Source organism: Micromonospora sp. NPDC048909, from assembly GCF_040649635.1.
In the GTDB taxonomy this organism is placed as follows: domain Bacteria; phylum Actinomycetota; class Actinomycetes; order Mycobacteriales; family Micromonosporaceae; genus Micromonospora.
This window is the reverse complement of record NZ_JBEZFU010000002.1, coordinates 586,064-606,529: the sequence shown is the minus strand read 5'-3', so window position 1 is coordinate 606,529 and position 20,466 is coordinate 586,064. Positions and strand designations below refer to the sequence as shown.

Annotated in this window: 20 protein-coding genes and 1 pseudogene; 8 read left to right on the top strand and 13 right to left on the bottom strand. The window is 74.3% G+C overall.

Annotated features, from left to right (window positions below):
• Nucleotides 1-79: 79 nt before the first annotated feature.
• Nucleotides 80-1,159 (bottom strand): ribosome small subunit-dependent GTPase A, encoded by a 1,080-nt coding sequence (gene rsgA, locus AB0C04_RS08990; RefSeq protein ID WP_357050544.1) that lies wholly within the window; start codon nt 1,157-1,159, stop codon nt 80-82.
• Between the two features lie 178 nt (nt 1,160-1,337).
• On the opposite strand from rsgA, the gene AB0C04_RS08985 reads away from it, so the two are divergent.
• Together AB0C04_RS08985 and AB0C04_RS08980 are read left to right on the top strand one after the other, a co-directional pair.
• Nucleotides 1,338-2,054, top strand: a complete 717-nt coding sequence (locus tag AB0C04_RS08985) for a maleylpyruvate isomerase family mycothiol-dependent enzyme (RefSeq protein ID WP_357050541.1) — start codon at nt 1,338-1,340, stop codon at nt 2,052-2,054.
• A gap of 8 nt (nt 2,055-2,062) precedes the next feature.
• Complete coding sequence (locus AB0C04_RS08980; protein WP_357050538.1) at nt 2,063-2,716, top strand: MBL fold metallo-hydrolase; 654 nt, start codon at nt 2,063-2,065, stop codon at nt 2,714-2,716.
• Nucleotides 2,717-2,756: 40 nt separating this feature from the next.
• Here the strand turns inward: AB0C04_RS08980 and AB0C04_RS08975 are convergent.
• Both AB0C04_RS08975 and AB0C04_RS08970 read right to left on the bottom strand, forming a co-directional pair.
• Nucleotides 2,757-3,347, bottom strand: a pseudogene (locus tag AB0C04_RS08975) (VTT domain-containing protein); the annotation flags it as partial.
• A 95-nt stretch (nt 3,348-3,442) separates the two neighbouring features.
• A complete protein-coding gene (locus AB0C04_RS08970) occupies nt 3,443-4,138 on the bottom strand; it encodes a 50S ribosomal protein L11 methyltransferase (protein WP_357050535.1) in 696 nt (231 codons plus the stop codon).
• A gap of 172 nt (nt 4,139-4,310) precedes the next feature.
• On the opposite strand from AB0C04_RS08970, the gene AB0C04_RS08965 reads away from it, so the two are divergent.
• Complete coding sequence (locus tag AB0C04_RS08965; protein ID WP_091663412.1) at nt 4,311-4,514, top strand: cold-shock protein; 204 nt, start codon at nt 4,311-4,313, stop codon at nt 4,512-4,514.
• A gap of 123 nt (nt 4,515-4,637) precedes the next feature.
• On the opposite strand, the gene AB0C04_RS08960 is transcribed toward AB0C04_RS08965, so the two are convergent.
• The 5 genes from AB0C04_RS08960 to AB0C04_RS08940 all read right to left on the bottom strand — a co-directional run bounded on the left by AB0C04_RS08960 (nt 4,638) and on the right by AB0C04_RS08940 (nt 9,826).
• The gene (locus AB0C04_RS08960; protein ID WP_357050532.1) at nt 4,638-5,918 is read right to left on the bottom strand and encodes an MFS transporter; all 1,281 of its coding nucleotides are present in this window, start codon (nt 5,916-5,918) and stop codon (nt 4,638-4,640) included.
• Nucleotides 5,915-6,490 carry a helix-turn-helix domain-containing protein gene (locus AB0C04_RS08955; RefSeq protein WP_357050528.1) on the bottom strand — a complete coding sequence of 192 codons (576 nt, stop codon included), beginning with the start codon at nt 6,488-6,490 and terminating at the stop codon, nt 5,915-5,917. The genes AB0C04_RS08960 and AB0C04_RS08955 overlap by 4 nt, the downstream gene beginning before the upstream one ends.
• A gap of 108 nt (nt 6,491-6,598) precedes the next feature.
• A complete protein-coding gene (locus AB0C04_RS08950; RefSeq protein ID WP_357050525.1) occupies nt 6,599-7,480 on the bottom strand; it encodes a hypothetical protein in 882 nt (293 codons plus the stop codon).
• Nucleotides 7,481-7,649: 169 nt separating this feature from the next.
• Nucleotides 7,650-9,305, bottom strand: a complete 1,656-nt coding sequence (locus AB0C04_RS08945) for a CocE/NonD family hydrolase (RefSeq protein ID WP_357050522.1) — start codon at nt 9,303-9,305, stop codon at nt 7,650-7,652.
• A 5-nt stretch (nt 9,306-9,310) separates the two neighbouring features.
• Nucleotides 9,311-9,826: a MarR family transcriptional regulator gene (locus AB0C04_RS08940; RefSeq protein ID WP_357050798.1), complete on the bottom strand. Its 516-nt coding sequence runs from the start codon at nt 9,824-9,826 to the stop codon at nt 9,311-9,313.
• Between the two features lie 105 nt (nt 9,827-9,931).
• On the opposite strand from AB0C04_RS08940, the gene AB0C04_RS08935 reads away from it, so the two are divergent.
• Nucleotides 9,932-12,049, top strand: a complete 2,118-nt coding sequence (locus tag AB0C04_RS08935; protein ID WP_357050519.1) for an MMPL family transporter — start codon at nt 9,932-9,934, stop codon at nt 12,047-12,049.
• A 62-nt stretch (nt 12,050-12,111) separates the two neighbouring features.
• Here AB0C04_RS08935 and AB0C04_RS08930 read toward each other — a convergent pair whose 3' ends face one another.
• Both AB0C04_RS08930 and AB0C04_RS08925 read right to left on the bottom strand, forming a co-directional pair.
• Nucleotides 12,112-12,981 carry a transglycosylase SLT domain-containing protein gene (locus AB0C04_RS08930; RefSeq protein WP_357050516.1) on the bottom strand — a complete coding sequence of 290 codons (870 nt, stop codon included), beginning with the start codon at nt 12,979-12,981 and terminating at the stop codon, nt 12,112-12,114.
• Nucleotides 12,982-13,012: 31 nt separating this feature from the next.
• Nucleotides 13,013-14,425 carry a DedA family protein gene (locus AB0C04_RS08925; protein WP_357050513.1) on the bottom strand — a complete coding sequence of 471 codons (1,413 nt, stop codon included), beginning with the start codon at nt 14,423-14,425 and terminating at the stop codon, nt 13,013-13,015.
• Between the two features lie 136 nt (nt 14,426-14,561).
• Here AB0C04_RS08925 and typA point away from each other — a divergent pair, with 136 nt between their 5' ends.
• Nucleotides 14,562-16,430 (top strand): translational GTPase TypA, encoded by a 1,869-nt coding sequence (typA, locus tag AB0C04_RS08920; RefSeq protein WP_350872630.1) that lies wholly within the window; start codon nt 14,562-14,564, stop codon nt 16,428-16,430.
• A gap of 179 nt (nt 16,431-16,609) precedes the next feature.
• Here typA and AB0C04_RS08915 read toward each other — a convergent pair whose 3' ends face one another.
• Entirely contained in the window at nt 16,610-17,278 is a 669-nt protein-coding gene (locus tag AB0C04_RS08915) for a methyltransferase domain-containing protein (protein WP_357050510.1), read from the bottom strand.
• A 71-nt stretch (nt 17,279-17,349) separates the two neighbouring features.
• Between AB0C04_RS08915 and AB0C04_RS08910 the strand changes: the two genes are divergently transcribed.
• Nucleotides 17,350-18,210: a serine hydrolase gene (locus tag AB0C04_RS08910; RefSeq protein WP_357050507.1), complete on the top strand. Its 861-nt coding sequence runs from the start codon at nt 17,350-17,352 to the stop codon at nt 18,208-18,210.
• A 33-nt stretch (nt 18,211-18,243) separates the two neighbouring features.
• Here the strand turns inward: AB0C04_RS08910 and AB0C04_RS08905 are convergent, their stop codons facing one another.
• A complete protein-coding gene (locus AB0C04_RS08905) occupies nt 18,244-18,402 on the bottom strand; it encodes a hypothetical protein (protein ID WP_357050504.1) in 159 nt (52 codons plus the stop codon).
• On the opposite strand from AB0C04_RS08905, the gene AB0C04_RS08900 reads away from it, so the two are divergent.
• On the top strand, nt 18,401-18,700 hold the full coding sequence (locus tag AB0C04_RS08900; protein ID WP_357050501.1) for a TetR-like C-terminal domain-containing protein: 300 nt from the start codon (nt 18,401-18,403) through the stop codon (nt 18,698-18,700). The genes AB0C04_RS08905 and AB0C04_RS08900 overlap by 2 nt on opposite strands.
• Before the next feature lie 91 nt (nt 18,701-18,791).
• Nucleotides 18,792-19,496, top strand: a complete 705-nt coding sequence (locus tag AB0C04_RS08895; RefSeq protein WP_357050498.1) for a lysoplasmalogenase — start codon at nt 18,792-18,794, stop codon at nt 19,494-19,496.
• Here the strand turns inward: AB0C04_RS08895 and AB0C04_RS08890 are convergent.
• Entirely contained in the window at nt 19,462-20,268 is an 807-nt protein-coding gene (locus tag AB0C04_RS08890) for a tyrosine-protein phosphatase (RefSeq protein ID WP_357050495.1), read from the bottom strand. The genes AB0C04_RS08895 and AB0C04_RS08890 overlap by 35 nt on opposite strands.
• Nucleotides 20,269-20,466: the final 198 nt, after the last annotated feature.

The window sequence follows — 20,466 nt, the reverse complement described above, 5'->3', positions numbered from 1 at the left end:
ACGCCTCGGCAACTCTAGCCCCGAGGTACGACAAGTTCCCGCGCCCGCACATTCCCCCAGCTCAGCCCGGTCGGGCGGGTCAGAACCCGCCCGCCGACGGTGGGCTCGCCGGCCGGGTCGGGCGGCGGCGGCCGCCTCGCCAGCCACCGCGCCGCTCGGCGGCCACCCGGGTCTCCCGGCGCCGGGTCTCGAAGGCCAGCTCCCGCTGCAACCGGCGCCAGCTCTCCCAGCGTCGGGCGGTCAGCTCACCGTTCTCCAGCGCCTCGCGCACCGCGCACGCCGGCTCGCCGTCGTGCCCGCAGTCGCCGTAGCGGCAGCCGGTGGCCAGCTCGGCGATGTCGACGAAGGCCCGGTCCAGGCCCCGCGAGCCGTCCAGCAGGCCGACCGCCCGCACACCGGGTGTGTCGAGCACCGCGCCTGCACCGGGTACCGGCACCAGCGACCGCCAGGTGGTGGTGTGCCGGCCCTTGCCGTCCACCCGCCGGATCGCCTGGGTCGGCATCACGACCGCCCCGGCCAACGCGTTGACCAGGCTCGACTTGCCCGCCCCGGACGGGCCGAGCAGAGCCAGCGTGCGGCCGGTCGCGACCTGCGCCCGCAGCGGGTCGAGGCCGGCACCACGTTCGGCGCTGACCGGCAGCACCGGCACCCCGGGGGCGACCGCGGCGAGCTGGCGGGCGATCGCGTCCGGATCGGCGGCGAGGTCGACCTTGGTGAGCACGACCAGCGGCTGGGCGCCGGACTCGTGGGCCAGGGCGAGCAGCCGCTCGATCCGGCCGATGTCCGGCTCCGGATGCACCGGCTCGACCACCGCGGCGGCGGTCAGGTTCGCGGCGAGCACCTGGCCGCTGGCGTCCTTGCCGGCGGTCCGGCGCACCAGCGCGGTACGCCGGGGCAGCACCGCCTCGACGGTGGCCCGCCGGTCGGGCCAGGTGCCGACCAGCACCCAGTCGCCCGCGCAGGGCAGTGTGCTCAGATCGTTGGCGGCGGTGGCCAGCACCGCCCCGCCGAGGCTGGCCCGGATCGGGCCGTCCGCGCAGAGCACGGTGCAGACCCCCCGGTCGACCCGGGTCACCCGGCCCGGTCGGTGATCGGTGCGTCGGCGTACGTGGGCCGCCCACTCGGCGTCCCAGCCGAGGGCGGTCAGATCGATGGTCATGGCATCCTCATCGGTGTCGGAGGTGACTGCGGTGGAGCACGCGTGCTACGACCGGCATGAGCCCCACCTCCTCCCCCGTCCCGGTGCCGCGTTACCGCACCGACGGTAGGGGGCGGGACGGCGCGCCGAAAGCGATTTCCGCGACGACGGCGGGACGCCGGACCGCTAGGGTCGGAACGTGACCACGGACCCGCTGCTGCTGATCGGCGAGGTGCACGACGCGACGTCCCGGCTGCTGCGTACCGCCGCCGCCCTGGACGAGGCGGAGCTGGCCGCCGCGTCGCTGCTGCCGGGCTGGACCCGCGGCCACGTGCTCGCGCACGTGGCTCGCAACGCCGACGGGTTCGTCAACCTGCTCACCGCCGCCCGTACCGGCGAGCCCCGGCCGATGTACGCCTCGGCCGCCGCCCGCGCCGCGGACATCGAGGCCGGTGCCGCCCGGCCGCCCGCCGCGCACCTCGACGACCTCCGCCGCTCCGCCGACCGGTTCGCCGAGGCGGTCGCCGCCATGCCCGCGGCGGCGTGGGCCGCGAGCATCGACACGCCACGCGGCCCGAGGGTCGCCGCGCTGCTGGTCTGGGGTCGGCTGCGCGAGCTGGAGGTGCACCATCTGGACCTGGCTGCCGGGCACCGGCCCGCGGCGTGGCCGGAGGCGTTCGCCCACCGGCTGCTGCACGAGGTGGCCAGCGACCTGGCCGACCGGCCCGGGGTGCCGCCGATGGTGCTGCGCTTCGACGGCAGCCGGCACGAACTGGTGATCGGTGGGCGCGGCGAAGCGCCGGTCGTCGCCGGTCCCGCCCCCGACCTCGCCGCCTGGTTGATCGGCCGGGGCGACGGCGGCCCGCTCAGCGTCACCCCCGACGGCACCCTGCCGAACCCACCGGAATGGATGTAGACGACCAGATGACCTACAGCGGAGACGTCACCCCCGGCGGTGCGCCGGCGGTACGCGAGCTCGACCAGCTCACCATCAGCAAGCTGTCGGTGGGCCCGATGGACAACAACGCCTACCTGTTGACCTGCCGCGCCACCGGCGACCAACTGCTCGTCGACGCGGCGAACGAGGCGCCCCGGCTGCTCGAGCTGGTAGGGGACGCCCGGCTGGGCACCGTGGTCACCACCCACCAGCACATGGACCACTGGGTGGCGCTGGAGGAGGTGGTCGCCAAGACCGGGGCCCAGGCCCTGGTGCACGTCGACGACGCGGCCGGCCTGCCGATCGAGGCGGAGACGCTCGTCGACGGCGACACCGTGCGGGTCGGCGACTGCGCGTTGGAGGTCATCCACCTGCGCGGGCACACCCCCGGCTCGATCGCCCTGCTCTACCGCGACCCGGCCGGTACGCCGCACCTGTTCACCGGCGACAGTCTCTTTCCCGGTGGGGTGGGCAACACCAACAAGGACCCGCTGCGCTTCAACGCGCTGCTCGACGACGTCGAGCAGAAGCTCTTCGACCGGCTGCCGGACGAGACCTGGTTCTATCCCGGTCACGGCAAGGACAGCACGCTCGGCGCGGAGCGGCCGGCGCTGCCGCAGTGGCGGGCCCGCGGTTGGTGACCCGACCTGAGCCGACCGGGTCGACGGCGGTCAGCGCGCGCAGCCGGCGGCGGGTGCCCAGCAGCACCCCGCCGGCGAGCAGCAGACCGACCGCCATGGTGACCAGCATCGGGCTGGCCTCACCGGGAAGCAGCCCGGCCAACGACCGGGACGCGGTGCCGAGGATCAGGTAGAGCCCGGCCCAGCTGGCGGCACCGAGCGCCGCGCAGCCGAGAAAGCGCCGGTAGGACATCCGCAGCCCACCGGCGGCCAGCGGCAGCAGCGCGTTGAACACCGGCAGGAAGGGCGCGACCAGCACCATCCGGCCGCCGCCCCGGGACAGGATGCCCTCGGCGGCCGCCCACCGGGACTCGCCGATCCAGTCGCCGACGCGGCTGTGCCGGAGCCGGTCGCCGTACCGACGGCCGACCAGGAAGCTCAGGGACCATCCGGCCAGGCAACCGGTCACCACGGCGGCGAAGGTGGCCAGCCCCGTCGCGGGCCGGCCCACCCCCACCGCGGCGAGGATGGCCACGTCGCCGGGGACCAGCACCCCGAGCAGCGGCACGGCGTCGAAGAGCATCACCACCCCGAGCACCCCCATCAACAGGGTGGTGGGAAGCTCTCCGATCTGGGCCAGCCAATCCGCCATGTCCGTACGGTATGGCCACCGCGCCAGCGCGCACATCCGGCCGGATCCCCACCCCTCCCCTGATACCGGCTCGGGGTGGTCCCTGAGACGACTGCTCAGGCCGGGCGCAGCACCTGCACCCGGCGCAGCGCCGAGTCGACCGACGGCTCGGTGGTGGGCACCGGATAGCTGTCCACCGCCACCAGCCGACCCGGCGGCAGGAATCCGCGCCCCGGGTCACCGACGAGCACCTCGGTGCCGCCGGCCGCGGCCCGGGCGAGGAAGGGCAGCACCCGGTCGGCCATCTCCCGGTCGTAGAGCACGTCACCGGCGACCAGCAGGTCGGTGTCGTCCCCGGTCGAGTCGAGCAGGTCGCCGCCGACGGCGGTGACGGTGACCTGGTTCACCCGGGCGTTCACCGTGACGGCGGCCACCGCGTACGGGTCGATGTCGTTGGCGATCACCTGCTCGGCTCCGGCGAGCGCGGCCGCGATCGCGACCAGGCCGGAGCCGGCGGCGAGGTCCAGCACCCGGCGCCCGGCGACCAGCTCGGGGTGGTCGAGCAGATGGCGGGCCAGCGCCTGGCCACCGGCCCAGACGGACGCCCAGTACGGCGCCGGCAGGGCGTGCCCGGCGAGCGCCTCCATCCGGGCCCACCACACGATCGCGTCCTCGGCCAGGTGCAGCCGCACCTCGGGTACGTAGGGAGCGGACACCAACCGCAGCCGGTCCAACCCGCCGCCGGGGGCGCCGATCTCGCGCTCCAGCTCGGCGAGCGCGGCGTCCGTGGCATCCCTCATCGGCGCAAGCATGCCTCAGCGGGAGCCCTCCGGTGCGGCTTTCATCGTGCCGCGCCGAGAGTTCACCCGGTCGCCTGCGGCACTTCGCCCAGCAGATGGCGGTCTGGCCGGTTACTGTCGGGGAGGCAAAGGGCGATCATCGGCCGCGGGTCGGTGGTCTCCCGCTTTGAACAGGGAGAGACGCATGGCAACCGGCACGGTTAAGTGGTTCAACTCGGAAAAGGGCTTCGGCTTCATCGAGCAGGACGGCGGCGGCCCGGACGTGTTCGTCCACTACTCGGCCATCCAGTCCAGTGGCTACCGTGAGCTGAACGAGGGGCAGAAGGTCGAGTTCGAGGTGACCCAGGGGCAGAAGGGCCCGCAGGCGGACAACGTCCGTCCGATCTAGACCCGCGCCGGTGGCGGCGGCCGATGACCGGCCGCCGTCGCACTGCGCCTCACCCCTCGCCGGGCACTGCCGGCGTGGGGTCTTCGTTCCGGACCGCCGGCGGGTATCTGCGCGGCGTCGGCCTCACTGTGCCGGCGCGGTGGGCAGGTCCCGCCGGCGGCGCAGCGGCCCGACCAAGAGGATCAGCGGCGTCAGGGCGAGCCACCCGGTCATCGCCAGCACCGCGGTCCGGTCGCCGTACGCGGTGCCCAGGGCGCCGGCCAGCAGCGCGGCCAGCGGGATGGTGCCGTAGTTGAGCAGCTGCATGCTCACCGTGATCCGGCCGAGCAGGTGGTGCGGCGGATAGGTCTGGCGGAAGCTGCCCTTCAGCACGTTGCCCACCGCCACACCGAGGCTGACCAGTACCCCGCCGAGCGCCGGCCAGAGCAGGCCGGCCCCCGGCTCGGCCAGTGGGATCAGCAGCGCCGGTGGCCCGGTGAAGGCCGCCGCCAGCAGCATCGCCCGTGCGGTGCCGAGCCGCCGCCCGGCGGCCGTGGCGAGCAGCGCGCCCACCACGCCGCCGAGGCTCATCGCGGCGACCAGCACGCCGACCGTCCCGGGGGCCAGCCGGACGTCGCGGATCAGGTAGACCACCAGCACCGCCTGGTAGCCGACCAGCCCGATGTTGCTCGCGGCGCCGAAGAGCGTCAGCACCCGCAGGTAGGGGTCGTGGGCGACGAAGCGCACCCCGTCGGCGATCTCCCGGCGCAGTGACCGCGCCCGGTCGGCGCGCGCCGACCGGGGCTCCACCGTGCGGATCCGAGCCAGGCAGACCGCGGAGACCAGGAAGGTCAGCGCGTCGAGCAGCAACGCGGCCACCGCCCCGACGGCCTGCGCGATCCCGCCGGCCACGCCCGGGCCGATCACGTAGCTGGCGGTCTGGGTGGCCTGCAGCTTCGCGTTGCCCTCCGGCACCTCGGCCGGGCGCAGCAGGACGGGCAGGTAGACCTGGTCGGCGGTCTCGAAGAAGACCCGGGCCAGCCCCGCGCAGAGCGCCACGGCCAGCAGCTGCCCGATGGTGAGCACGCCGAGCGCGGCGGCGAGCGGCACGCTGAGGAAGAGCAGCGCCGCCGCCAGATCGCACGTGATCATGACGGGTCGGCGGGGCAGTCGGTCCACCCAGGCGCCGACCAGCAGGCCGAACAGCAGCCAGGGCAGCCAGGCCGCGGCGGTGAGCATCGCCACCTGGAAGGTGCTCGCGTCGAGCACGGCCACCGCCACCAGCGGCAGCGCCACCGCGGTGACGTTGCTGCCGATGCTGCTGATCGCCTGGCCGGCCCAGAGCAGCCGGAAGTCGCGGTGCCACAGCAGACCGCCGCGACGCGGGGGCGCCGGGGCCGGGCCGGCCGGGGCGAGCGCGGTCACGGCTGCGCCGGGATGCCGTAGGCGAACAGGAAGACCGGCTGCCGTTCCCGCCCGTCGTCGGGGACCTTCCGGTCTGCCCAGCGGGCCAACAGGTCGATCACCTCGCGCCCCAGCTCGTCCAGCTCCTCGGGGGTGAGGTGCAGCCAGCGGTCGGTGGAGAACGGCGCGTCGGCCCAGGCGGCGTGCGTCGCGTCGTCGGTGGCGTGCCAGGCCCGGGCGAGGGCGACGTGCCGGTCCAGGTTGAGCGAGGTGGCCGCGTCGGCCACCGCGCGCGCGGCCGGGTCGCTGTCGAAGTCCGCGTTGGACCATCGCAGCCCACGGCTGACCAGTCGCCACCACCGCTCGCGACGGTCGCGGGCCAGTTCCGGTGCCTCGGCGACCAGTTCGGCGGCGGCGAGCGCCTTGAGGTGGTGGCTGACGTTCGCGGGTGCCTGCGCGGTGCGCTCGGCGAGCATCCCGACGGTGGCCGGACCGTGCACCTTGAGCACGTCCATCAGCCGCCGGCGCAGCGGGTGGGACATCGCCGCCAGCACCCGCGAGTCGGTGACCTGGCGTACGTCGCGGTTCTCCATGTCGCCAGCCTGCCATCCGCAACACCAGTTGCGCAACAGTCATTGCGCAACTGGTGTTGCGCGCTGGGCGGGCGGGCCACCCCCGGGCCGGGGCGGCCCGCCCACGACTCAGGCGGCCAGCCGGCGGGCCAACTCCTCGGCGACCTGCTTCGCCATGGTCGGCGGAATCGCCGCGGCGATCTTCTCCGGCGTCAGCGAGGCGAGTACGCCCTGGACGATCGCCGGCTCGTCGGTGAAATCCCGGCCCGCGAGGGTGGCCAGGGCCTGCTGGACACCGCTGAGCTGACTGCCGAGGCTGGTCAGTGTCGGGTGACTGACCGGCTTGGCGTCGGCCGCGTCGTCCTTGCCGACCGCCAGACGCAGGTACGTCTGGCCGATCGGCTCGCGGCCGTCGAGGCGGGAGAGCATGGTTTCGATGCGCTTGAGTCGTCCGTCCTGTTCCGGGGTCATGTCGTCCTCCAGGAGACCGATGGTGGTCAGGTAGCGGCGGAACAGCGGGGTCTGGTCCCGGCCCGCCTTGATCGAGTCGCGGAAGAAGCTGAAGTGCGTGTGCCACAGGTGCGAGTTGTCGCCGCTGGTGCGGCGGGCGAGGCGGTCCCACCGGCGGACCGTCCGCCCGTCGGGGGTGTAGATGATCTCCCGGATGTCGCGGGTGTCCGCGGCGTTCGCGACGCACTGCGCCACGCACCAGGTGGAGAAGCTGCGTAGGTCGTGGGTCCGGCCGCCGGAGCGGACCTGGAACTGCCCCACGTCGAGCGCGGCCGCGTCCAGGGTCAGTCCGTTGCGGTCCCGCGAGGACTCGACGACCGAGTAGTCGTTGGTCACCACCCGGTCCGAGCCGCAGTGGTAGCCGCCGCGATGCGCGGGGTCGCCGACGATGCCGACCTCGGCGGGCTCCAGATCGGAGTCGCGGACGGTGTTCTTGTCGATGTTGAGGTGGGTGAGCAGCAGGCTACGCACGGCTGACAGGTTCGCCGGGGCCCGGGTCATGGGGTCCCCCTTTCCGAAGGGATGGGGGCCGGGCCACGGCGTTACGCCACGTCACGAGACGGGGGCTGACGGGCGAGCCCGGCCTACTGAGTGCACGGCACCGGGCGTTGGCTCAACCATAGCCCGCTCTTTGGACAAACGCCCAGGTCAGCGGGTTTCACATTCACATTCAGCGGCGGGTTCGACCACTCTGGACGACCGGCAGCAGCAGTCTCGACGGGTGCTGCGGGTCATGCAGGATCTCCCGACGTCCTGCACGCAGCGTGATGGCGGTGCCGAGCGGCTCGCCGGTGCCGGGGTTGCGCGCGTAGCGGGGGTGGGCGCCACCGGAGACCTGCACCCGCAGCCGGTGGCCGGGGGCGAAGCGGTGGGCGGTCGGCCAGAGCGTCACCGGCACCCGCACCACCTGAGCGGCGTCGACCGGGAACCGGCCGGGCGCCACCCGGACCAGCCCGTCGCAGACGTTCCACGATCGCCCCCGGCGGTCCACGTCGCACAGTCGCACGAAGACGTCCAGGTACGACAGTTCGCTGCGGACGTGGATCTCGGCCGAGACCGGCCCGAGCACCTCGACCGGCTCCGCCAGCGGGACGCTGGACCAGGTGAGCACGTCCGGGCGGGCCTCGATCCGCCGGTTGTCCACCGGTCCGGCCCGCTGGGCGACCAGCAGCGGCCCACCGAGCGAGGGGGTCGGGTCCGCCGGGTCGTACCAGAGGGCGTCCGGCGGGGACGGCACCGGCGGACGGGTGGAGAGCCCACCGCCGGGCTGCAGGTGCCAGGCGGTGGGCACGGCCGGCGGCGGCCAGTCCGGCAGGTCGCGCCAGCCACCGCCCGCGCCGCCGACGTGCAGCCGCACCGCCGCCGTGTCGGACGTGGGCCGCCTGGCCAGGTGCCGGTCCAGCCAGGCCAGTCCTTCGCGCAGCGCGGCCACGAAGAGCCCGGGGCTGCCGTGGGTCCACGGCCCGATCACCAGACGCGGCCGGCAGCCGCCTGCGCGCAGCGCCGCGTAGTCGGCGAGCTGCGCGGGCAGGAAGATGTCGTGCCAGCCGCTGATCATGGCCACCGGCGCCCGCACCCGGGCCACGGCCTCGTCGAAGATCCGGGTACGCCAGTAGTCGGCCCGCGGCGTGTGGTGGGTCAGCCACTCCTGGAAGAAGGGCACGGTCACCCCGGTGGCGATCCGGTCGGCCTCGGCGAGCGGCAGGTGGGACAGCGCCGCGACGAGCCGGGGCTGACCGCGCTTGAGCTCCCACTGCCGGGCCAGCCACGGCACGGTCTGCGCCTGAAGCAGCTCGGCCCAGGTCAGCACGGTGTCCAGGGCGAAGGACTCCCCCGCGTACGTCGAGTCCCGAGTGGCCGAGGCGGTCGCCACCGCGACCATCGCGCGCAGTTCGTCGCCGGCGTCGGCGGCCAGCGCCCACTGCACGAAGCCCTGGTAGCTGGCCCCGAAGCTGCCGAACCCACCCGAGTACCACGGCTGGCGGCGCAGCCAGTCCAGTGTGTCCAGCCCGTCGTCGCGCTCGTGCACCAGCGGGGCGAACGAGCCGCCCGAGCCGTACGTGCCCCGGCAGGACTGGATCACCACGTGGAAGCCCCGCTCGGCGAGAAGCCGCCCGAGCAGCCGCGCCGGTCCGCCCCGGCCGTACGGGGTGCGGATCAGCACGGTCGGCGAGTCGGGCAGGTCGGGGGCGTAGTGATCGGTGCGCAGCGGCACCCCGTCGCGCACCCGCACCGCGATGTTCCGGCGCACCGTCACCCGCCGGGTGCGCGGGCCGGGCAGCCGGAGCACGGCGGCGGCCAACCGGGTGGCCAGCGGGTCGAGCACGGCCGTCAGCCCGTCGGGCGCGCGGGTGGCTCGGGACGGGCGGCGCGCATCTCGTCGCGGTGCTCGCGCATCGACTCGACCATGGCGCCCAGGAATCGGTGCACCACCTGCAGCTCGTCGTCGCTGAACGCCGCCATCACCGCGTCGGTACGCCGCCCGAGCGGGCGGAAGAACTCCATCGCCAGCGCGGCGCCCGGGTCGGCGTAGCGCAGGAACACCTTGCGCCGGTCGGCGGTGTCGCGGTCCCGGCGGATGTGGCCGGCCCGTTCCAGCCGGTCGATCAGTGCGGTCACCGAGCCGGAGGAGAGGTTCAGCTGGGTGCCGAGCCGGCCGGGGGTGATCGGCTGGCCGACCAGTTCGGCGTCCATCACCGCGATCAACGCCTGCAGGTCGGTGGGGTTGAGCCCGTGCAGGTTGGCGAAGGCGTGCCCGATGTGCTGCGCGTCGACCGAGTAGCGGCGCAGCTCGCCGGTGATCTCGGCGACCAACCGCTCGCGGGGTGTGTCGCGCCGCCGGTACATGCCGTGCGCCGTCACCTGCGGCCACCTCCCGTCGCCTCGGCTTGCAGCATAGATCAGCCCCCGATAATCTCGGTTATCAAGATATTTGACAGGCGGGAGAGTTGAATGGCGATTCTGCGCGCGATCGGCCACCGGGTGGCCGGGGCGGTCAGCGGCCGGCGAAGTGCGTGGCTCGTGCTGCTGGTCGCGGTGGCCCTCTCCGGCGCCCTGGTCGCCCTCGCCGGGCCGGCCCGCACCAGCGACGACCCGACCGGCGCCCTGCCGGCGAGCGCCGAGTCCGTCCAGGTGGCGGCCCTGCAACGGCAGCTGCCCGGTGGTCAGCTCAACCCCGCCCTGGTGGTCTACTCCCGCGACGGCGCCGCGCTCGGGCCGCAGGACGAGGCGGCCATCGCCGCCGACGCCGCCGCCTTCAGCGCGGTCGCCAGCGGACCGGTGTCCCCGCCGGTCTTCGCCCCGGACCGCCGGGCGGCCCTGCTCTCCGTGCCGCTGCCCGCCGCCGCCGGCGCCGAGGCGACCGCCACCGCCGTGGACCAACTCCGCGCGACCGCCGGCGACGACCGGCCGGCGGGGCTGACCGCACAGGTCACCGGCGGGGCCGGTTTCCGCGCCGACGTCGCCTCCGCCTTCGACGGCGCGAACCTCACCCTGCTGCTGGTCACCGTCGCGGTGGTCGCGGTGCTGCTGATCGTCACCTACCGCAGCCCCTGGCTCTGGCTGGTGCCGCTGGCGGTGGTCGGCACCTCGGACGTGGTCGCCAACGCGCTGATCGCCGTGGTCAGCCGGACCCTCGACCTGCCCATCGACCCCTCCACCACCGGCATCGTCGACGTGCTCGTCTTCGGCGCCGGCACCAACTACGCGCTGCTGCTGATCGCCCGCTACCGCGAGGAGCTGCGCCGCCGCCCCGACCGGCGGGACGCGCTGCGCCGGGCCCTCACCTCGGCCGGCCCCGCCGTCGCGGCGAGCGCCACCACCGTGGTGCTCAGCCTGCTCACGCTCACCACCGCCGTGCTGCGCAACGACCGGGCGATCGGCATCGCCGGCGCGGTCGGCATCACCACCGCGGCGCTCTTCGGCCTGCTCGTGCTCCCCGCCGCGCTCGCCGTCTGCGGGCGCGGCCTGTTCTGGCCGCTCGTCCCGCGCCCGGGGCAGCCCGACCCGACCCGCACCGGGGGGTGGGCCCGGGTGGGCGCCCTGGTCGCCCGCCGGCCCCGCGCGGTGCTCGCCGGCGCGCTGATCGTGCTCGTGGTGCTCGCCGCCGGGCTCTCCGGCGCCCGGCTCGGGCTGAGCAAGACCGAGCAGTTCCGCGTGCAGGCCGAGTCCATCGACGGGCTGAGCACCCTCAGCCGGTACTTCCCGGCCGGCGCCGCCGACCCGACGGTGGTGGTCGCCCGGGCCGGCACCGAGCCGGCGCTGCTCACGGCGATCACCGACACGCCGGGGGTGGCGGACGCCCGGCCCACCGGGCGCACCGCCGACCTGGTCGCCGTGGACGTGGTGCTCACCGCCGAGCCGGACAGCGCGGCCAGCTACGACACCATCCGGGAGTTGCGCGAGCGGGTGGACCGGGTGCCCGACGCCGAGGCCCGCGTCGGCGGCACGGTGGCGGCCAACCTGGACACCCGGGACGCTGCCGTACGCGACCTGCGCGTGGTGGTGCCGCTGATCCTCGGGGTGGTGCTGCTGGTACTACTGCTGCTGCTGCGCTCGGTGGTGGCCCCGCTGGTGCTGGTCGCCACCGTGGTCGGCACGTTCTTCGCCGCGCTGGGCGCCAGCACGTTCCTGTTCACCCGGGTGCTCGACTACGCGGCGCTGGACACCAGCGTGCCGCTGCTGTCCTTCCTCTTCCTGGTGGCGCTCGGGGTGGACTACAACATCTTCCTCGCCACCCGGGCCCGGGAGGAGGCCGCCACCGAGGGCACCCGCCGCGGCGTGCTCACCGCGCTGGCCGTCACCGGCGGGGTGATCACCAGCGCCGGCATCCTGCTGGCCGCGGTCTTCGCCGTGCTCGGGGTGCTGCCGCTGGTGACGCTCACCGAGATCGGCGTCATCGTCGGCCTCGGCGTCCTGCTGGACACCCTGCTGGTCCGCACGCTGCTGGTGCCGTCGATCGTGCTGCTGCTCGGCCGGCGGTTCTGGTGGCCGGGCCGGCTGTCCCGGGCCGACCCGCCCGGCGACGACCCGAGCCGCGAGCCGGCCACGTTGGCGGCGGCGCGCGACTGAACCGGCGCGGCAAGGCGCCGGGGCGGTGCAGCGCCCCCGGCGTCGTCAGCGGCGGTCGGCCGTCAGTAGCCCAGGCAGACGCATTCGGTCATCAGCGCCCGCACGTTGCGCACGTACTGCGGGTTAGGGACGGCCAGCGGCTCGCCCTCCCGCGCGACGGCCGCGTGGCCGTAGTTGTAGGCCGAGATGACCGCGTTGAGCAGGCACGAGTCGAGCTCCGCCGTGCACAGGCCGGCGTCCAGCCGGTAGTCGGCGTCGAAGTACATGTCGCCGATGTACTTGGTGAGCCAGGCCAGGTAGTTGACGCCGAGGTAGGCGTTGTCGCGGTAGTCGTCGAGGTCGTAGCTCTGCTCGAACCGCTGGTTCATCCACGTCGCGGTCGCCGGCATGACCTGCATCAGCCCGATGCCCCCGTCGCAGGCGAGGATGTTGGACTGCCAGCCGCTCTCCTGCCAGGCCGTCGCCTTCACCAGGTTGAGCGGGATCCTGATGTCGGGCGCGGAGGTCGGCCAGTAGGTCTTCGCCGCCGCGTCGGCCAGCGCCTGCTTGACCTGCGCCCGGCTGGCCTGCGTACCCCGGTAGGTGGCTTTGCAGTCGGTCGCCGGCGGCTTGGGCGGCGGTGGCGGGACCTTGGTCTCGGTGGGCGGCTTCGCCACCGGGCGTGGCCCGGCGGTGCGGCTCGGCTTCGGGCTCGGCCGCGCCGACGGCGACGCGCTGCGGCTGGGCGCCCGACCCATCCCCTCCTCCGCGGCGGGGGGTGACGAGGGCTCCTCGACCGCCTCCGCGCCGGCCTCGCTCGGCACGTCGGTGGGAACGGCGACCGGTGCGGCCACCTCCTGCGGCCGGGCCCCCTGCCCCGCGCACCCGGCACCGGCGAGCAGCAGCAGCCCGGTGAGCGCCGCGGCGCACAGCCGCCCGGTCCGTCGGCGCATCCCCGTCTCCTCCCGTCGACGTCGCCGCACCCTAACAGGGCTCGACTGGGCGCCGGTGTCCCTCGGAATCCGCCGGCGACGACTCCGCGGCCGGCTCCCGCCCGCCGACCGCGCGCCCCCGGGTGGCCCACGCGACCATGAAGACCGCCGTCCAGAGCACCCCGAGCAGCACGGCGGCGACAGTCCCGCTGGCGGTGCTCAGCCCCAGGTAGAGGCGGGCGCCGGCGAGGTAGACGACGCCGGCCGCGGCGGCCGTCCAGGCGGCCACCGCGAGCGGCCAGCGGGCGCCCCGGGACAGCAGCCAGGCCAGCGTGCAGAGGCTGGCCGTCACCACCGCGTTCTGGGTCGGGAAAACCGCGTCGTCCGGTCCGGTCCCGGCCGAACCGGCGAGGTGGGCGACGACCGCGAGCACCAGCAGCGGGACGAAGGCGCCCGCGGTGCCGAGCAGGCTGAGCAGGTCGTCGCGCCAGGGCCGGCTGCGCCAGGCGACCACGGCGGCCACCACCGCCACCACGGCGATCAGCACCACCCCGCGCAGCGCGGAGACGGTGCCCAGCACGACGTCGACCGCGTCCGGGGTACGCCGCCCGGCGAACCAGTCGGCGATGGCCCCGTCCACCGCGGCCAGGCCGCTGTGCCGCACCACCACCTCCAGCAGCCCGGCGACGGCGAACCCGGCGGCGAAGAGCAGCAGCAGCCCGGCGGCCAGGTTGAGCAGCATCGTCCAGCCGTGCCCGATGTGCATGGCCAGTAGGAAGAAGAGGACCCCGTGCCGGCGGGTCAGCCAGCGCACCGGGGGCAACGCGGCGGCCCGGGACAGCAGCGCCCGCACCGGGTCCGGATTGCGGCCCAGCCAGCGCCCGGCGAGCACCACCGCGACCAGGGCGGCCAGCAGCACCAGCACCGCGCCGGTGGCCCGGCCCAGCAACCGGGAGACCGTCTGGTAGGACTCGCCGGCCAGGTATCCGACCAGCACCGACGCGGTCACCCAGCTGACCACCCCGGCCAGGTTCCACGGCGCGAACCGCCGGTAGGGCATCCCGGCCGCTCCGGCGAGCCGGGGCACCAGCGTGCGGGCGAAGGCCACCCACCGGGCCGCCAGGACCCCCCGGCCGCCGAGCCGGTTGAGCAGCCCGTCGGCTCGCTGCCACCGCTCGGGCCCGACCCGCGCGCCCAGCCCGCTGGCCCGCAGTCGGGGGCCGTACCGGCGGCCGGCCCGGAACGCGAGTGTGTCGCCGGTCACCGCGGCGGCGAGCATCACCAACAGCACCGGGGCGAGCCGTAACGTCCCCGCGTACGCTAGGAAGCCGACCAGCAGCAGGGTCGCCTCGCCCGGCACCAGCAGGCCGAAGATCACGGCGGTTTCCCCCGCGACGATCAGCGCGGCGACCAGGTAGATCAGCAGGGGCGGTAGACCCTGCAACCAGGTCAGCAGGTCGTGCACTCGGCCCCCATGAACACGAGGGTCAGCATGCCAGCCGCAGTAGCGGCTGGGACAGGAGTTTCACCACAGATCCGGGCCAACCGGGGGATGACCCCGAGTCGGTACCGGCAATCGCAGACAGGGGAGTATGGAGGGTATGCAGCTTCGCACCGACCTCCGCAACGTCGCCATCATCGCCCACGTCGACCACGGCAAGACGACCTTGGTCGACGCCATGTTGCGGCAGGCCGGCGCCTACGGCGCCCGCGGCGAGGTAACCGAGCGGGTCATGGACTCGATGGACCTCGAACGGGAAAAGGGCATCACCATCCTCGCCAAAAACACTGGCGTGCGATACCTGCCGGCGGACGGCTCCGACCCGGTCACCATCAACATCATCGACACCCCCGGCCACGCCGACTTCGGTGGTGAGGTCGAGCGCGGCCTGACCATGGTCGACGGCGTCGTGCTGCTGGTCGACGCCAGCGAGGGCCCGCTGCCGCAGACCCGCTTCGTGCTGCGCAAGGCGCTCAAGGCCCGCATGCCGATCATCCTCGTGATCAACAAGGTGGACCGCCCGGACGCCCGGATCAAGGAGGTCGTGGACGACACCTACGAGCTCTTCCTCGACCTGGACGCCGACGAGGAGCAGATCGACTTCCCGATCGTCTACGCCTGCGCCCGCGACGGCATCGCCTCGCTGACCCAGCCGGCCGACGGCTCGGTGCCGGACGACAGCACCTCGCTCGAGCCGCTCTTCCGTACCCTGCTGGACACCATCCCGGCCCCCGCGTACGAGGAGGACGCGCCGCTGCAGGCGCACGTCACCAACCTCGACGCCTCGCCGTTCCTGGGCCGGCTGGCGTTGTGCCGGGTCCGCCAGGGCACCATCAGCAAGGGCCAGACCGTGACCTGGTGCCGCACCGACGGCAGCAGCCAGCGGGTACGCATCTCCGAGCTGCTGATGACCGAGGGCCTGGAGCGCAAGCCGGCCGAGTCGGCCGGCCCGGGCGACATCATCGCGGTCGCCGGCATCCCGGAGATCATGATCGGTGAGACCCTCGCGGACGCGGAGAACCCGATTGCGCTGCCGCTGATCACGGTCGACGAGCCGGCCATCTCGATGACCATCGGCACCAACACCTCGCCGTTGGTCGGCCGGGTCAAGGGCGCCAAGGTCACCGCGCGGATGGTGAAGGACCGGCTCGACAAGGAGCTGGTCGGCAACGTCTCGCTGCGGGTGCTGCCGACCGAGCGGCCGGACGCCTGGGAGGTGCAGGGCCGCGGCGAGCTGGCGCTGGCCATCCTGGTCGAGCAGATGCGCCGTGAGTCCTACGAGCTGACCGTCGGCAAGCCGCAGGTGGTCACCCGGGAGATCGACGGCAAGACCTGCGAGCCGGTGGAGCGGCTGACCATCGACGCCCCGGAGGAGTACCTGGGCGCGATCACGCAGCTGCTGGCCACCCGCAAGGGCCGGATGGAGCAGCTGGTCAACCACGGCACCGGCTGGATCCGGATGGAGTGGCTGGTCCCGGCGCGCGGCCTGATCGGCTTCCGCACCGAGTTCCTCACCGACACCCGGGGCACCGGCATCCTGCACCACGTCTTCGAGTCGTACGAGCCGTGGTTCGGCGAGCTGCGGACCCGGCAGAACGGCTCGCTGGTGGCCGACCGGGCCGGTGCGGTCACCTCGTTCGCGATGATCAACCTGCAGGAGCGCGGCCAGCTCTTCGTCGAGCCGACCACCGAGGTGTACGAGGGCATGATCGTCGGGGAGAACTCCCGCTCCGACGACATGGATGTCAACATCACCAAGGAGAAGAAGCTCACCAACATGCGGGCCTCGACCTCCGACGAGACCGAGAAGCTGATCCCGCCGCGCAAGCTCTCGCTGGAGCAGGCGCTGGAGTTCTGCCGCGAGGACGAGTGCGTGGAGGTCACCCCGAGCGCCGTGCGCATCCGCAAGGTGGTGCTCGACCAGGCGCTGCGCGGTCGGGCAGCCGCCCGCCGCAAGCACGCCGGCTGACCCCAGCCCAACCTGTCCGGAGCCCGGACCGCCCCCGGCGGTCCGGGCTCCCCCGTCTCTGTCCCGCCCCGTCTCCCGCCCCGACTCTCCCCCCTTGATCATGAGGTTGACGGCTGTTCCGGAGATCGGAATCGCCGTCAACCTCATGATCGGCAAGAGGACGGGCGGGGGTGCCGGGGTCAGGGGGCGGGTTTGGTGGCCAGGAGGGCGAAGAGGTCGGGGATGGCGTCGGGGCCGGACTCGCTGACCCGGGTCAGGGTCAGCCCGGCGGCGGTGACCGCGTTGAGCAGGTCGGCGAGGGGGACGTGCCAGGCCCCCACCCGGGCCCGCACCCCGTGCGCCGACCAGGCGCGGAAGCTGCGCTCCCGCTCGGCGTACCCGGCGTCGACGACGATCCGCTCGCGGTCGGAGCGGTCGGCGAACGCGCCGACGAAGCAGGGGTGCACTCCGACGTGGACGAAGCGCCCGCCCGGGGCGAGCACCCGGGCCGCCTCGGCGATCACCGCCGGATAGTCCGGCAGGTCGCTGTGCCCGAGCACGCAGGTCACCGCGGACACGCTGGCGTCGGCGACGGGCAGCCGGGCCGCGTCGCCCCGGGTCGCCGGCAGCCGGGTACGGGCGTAGCGCAGCTGGCCGGCGGAGAGGTCCACCCCGAGCGGGCTCCAGCCCAGCCGGCGCAGCTCGGCGGCGTGCAGCCCGGTCCCGCAGCAGAGGTCGAGGCAGCGACCCGGACCGGGCCCGAGCAGTTCGGCGAGCTGGCGGCGGACCCGGTCCATGTAGTCGGAGGCGGTGTCGGAGGCGAACTCCTCGTACCAGTCGGCGATGGCGTCGTACGCGGCGGTCGTCATGTCCGCACGGTAGGTCCCGGCGCGACGGACCGCTGCCCGGCGCCGGCAGTTGATCAGCTACGGTCACCCGCATGACCTGGGCTGATCTCGACACCCACCTGGACCAGGTGCCCGGCACCGTCTCGGCGTACGTCGGACGCCTCGACGCCGGGCCGGTCTGGACCCGCCACCCGGACGCCACCCACTACGCGGCCAGCACCATGAAGGTGGCGGTGCTCGCCGCGCTGCACCGGGCCGCCGAGGCCGGCGCGCTGGACCTGGACGCCCCGGTGCCGGTGGTCAACGCGTTCGACTCGGCGCTGCCGGGGGCGCCGCGATTCTCCTGCACGCAGGACTACGACAACGACGACGAGGTCTGGGCCCGGGTGGGCGCCAGCGCGCCGTTGCGCTGGCTGGCCCACCGGATGATCGTCCGCTCCAGCAACCTCGCCACCAACCTGGTCATCGGCCACGTCGGCCTGCCGGCGGTGGCCGAGGTCTGGGCGCTCGCCGGCGCCCGGCACAGCGTCACCGGGCGGGGCATCGAGGACTTCGCTGCCCGCGACGCCGGCGTCACCAACCTGGTCACCGCCCCCGACCTGGCCGCCCTGCTCGGTGCGCTGGCCGTCGGCGCCGGCCGCCCCGGCCCGCTCGCCTCGCCGGCCGGCCGCGCCGCCATGCTGGACGTGCTCTTCGCCCAGGAGCACCGCGAGGATCTGGCCGCCGGGCTGCCGGCGGGCACCCGGATTGCGCACAAGAACGGCTGGGTACGAGGGGTCCGGCACGGCGCCGGGGTGGTCTTTCCCGACGACGCGCCCCCGTACGCGGTGGTCGTCTGCACCACCACCGACCTGGCCGACGGCGGGGCGAGCGGCGACGGGGTCGGCGACGACGCCTGCCAGCTGATCGCCGACGTCTCGGCCAGGGTCTGGGCCGCCCGACACGACCTGTGACGCGGTGCCCGGCGACCGGGCGGGGTGGACGGTTCAGACCTGGGCGGCGAGCGCCGCGCGGAGCCAGTCGACGGTGGCCGTCACCGCGTCGGCCAGCGGCGTCGGACGCAGCGTGAACCGCGCCTCGAAAGCCGCGGAGTCCATCACCTGCGCCTCCTCGTACTGGTAGAACAGCTCCGCGTACTCGCTCATGAACGCCGCGTCGAACGGCCCCCACGGCTGCGGCGCGTCGAGACCCGGCGCCGCAGCCCTGCGGGCGCAGCTCGCCCGGTGGGCGCAGACCACCCCCGCCGTCGCCACCTGGGTGGGCGCCTTCGCCCCGGCCGCGGACCCGGGCGACGCGCTGACCGGCGCGGTGACCGCCTGGGCCCGCCTGCACGGCGTGGTCGGGCTGGCCACCGTCGGCCGCTTCAACGGGATGGGCTTCGACCCCGGCACGCTGCTCGCCGCCGAGATCGACGCACTCGCCGACAGCTACGGACTGCCCTGACCCGCGGCACACCGGATCCCGCTCCGCGCGGGCCGACCACCGAGCCCCGGCACGGCTAGGCTGCGCGTACCCCCGCAACCCGGAGCCGCCGATGCCCCGCAGCCGCCTCCTCCTGGCCGCCTTCGTCGCGGTGACCGCCGCCAACCTGGCCGCCAACGCCACCGGCGGCGGCCTCGCCGAACTGGTCACCAAACCCCTGCTGATGCCGCTGCTCGCCGGCTACCTCTGGCGGGCCGCGGCCGAACGCGGGCACCGCCCGACCCGGCTCGTCCTCGCCGCCCTCGCCTGCTCCACCGGGGGCGACGTGGCCCTGCTCGGCACCGGCACCGGCTGGTTCATCACCGGGATGGCGCTCTTCCTCGGCGCGCACCTCTGCTACGTCGCGGCCTTCACCCGGCACGGCGCCGCCGCCGCGCTGCGCCGCCCGCCGCTGCTCGCGATCCCGATCGGGTACGCCGTGCTGACCGTCGCCGCACTGGTCTGGATGTGGCCGGGGCTGACCGACGCCGGGCTCGCCACACCGGTGGCCGGTTACGCGATCGCGCTCGCCACCATGGCCAGCACCGCCGCCGCCCACGGCTGGCGGGTCGGCCTCGGTGGGGCGCTCTTCCTCGGCTCGGACCTGCTCATCGCCACCGGGGTGGCCGGCGTCCTCGACCCGCCCGGCGCGCCCGTGCTGGTGATGGCGAGCTACGCGGCCGGGCAGGCGCTGATCGTCGCCGGCTGGGCGCGCCACGCCGCCGCCGCGCCCCCGGCGCCGGTCACTCCAGCAGCTGCGCCCGCAGCGCCTCGATGACCTCGTCGTCCAGCCCGAGCCCGTCGCGCAGGTACGCCTCGAACGAGCCATGCACCCGGCGCACCTCGCTGTAGGCCGCGTCCAGGTACTCGGGGCGCACCTCCAGCACCGGCAGCACCGCCTCGACGTCCAGCTCCGGCTGTCGCCGGCGCATCGACTCGACGATCACCGCGCGCAGGCTCTCGGTCAGCGGGTTGTTGCGCAGGTACTCGGCCCGGATCGTCGCCTCGTCCACCCCGAGCGCGGTCAGCAGGATCACGGTGAGCCAGCCGGTGCGGTCCTTGCCCGCCGAGCAGTGGTACACCAGCGGCAGGTTCTCCGGCCGGGCCGCCAGCCGTACCGCCTCGGCGAAGCCGGCCCGGGCCGACGCCCCGGTGACGAACCACCGGTAGATCGCCGCCATCGCCCCCGGCGTGCCCTGCCGCGCCAGCTCCGCGTACGCCCCCAGGTCGTGGCCGAGCAGCACCGCCGAGACGTAGGTGAAGACCGGGTGCTCCGGGTCGTGCACCGGCAGGTGGACCGGGCGGGGCTCACCGACCAGCCGGTCCACCGGGGCGACCTCGATCTCCGAGTCGGCGCGCAGGTCGACCACGCAGGCCGGGGCGAGCTTGCCGAACACGGGCAGGTCCTCGTCGGTCAGCCGACCGAGCGCGGGCGTGCGGATCAGCCGTCCCGGCCGCACCCGCCGGCCATCCGCCCCTACCAACCCGCCCAGGTCACGCGCGTTAGGCGCGCCCACCAGCTCCCAGTCCCGCCCGTCCCGATCGCTCATGCCGCCGCCTCCCTTCGGTCGGCGACGCCATGAGAATCAACCACACTGCGCCCGATGATTCGCTCGCTGCGCCCATTCACGCCGCCGCCTCCCTTCGGTCGGCGACGCCATGAGAATCAACCGCACTGCGCCCGATGATTCGCTCGCTGCGCTCGCTCATGTGCCCGCCCCTTCGCCCGTCCGTCTGCGTATAGGGTG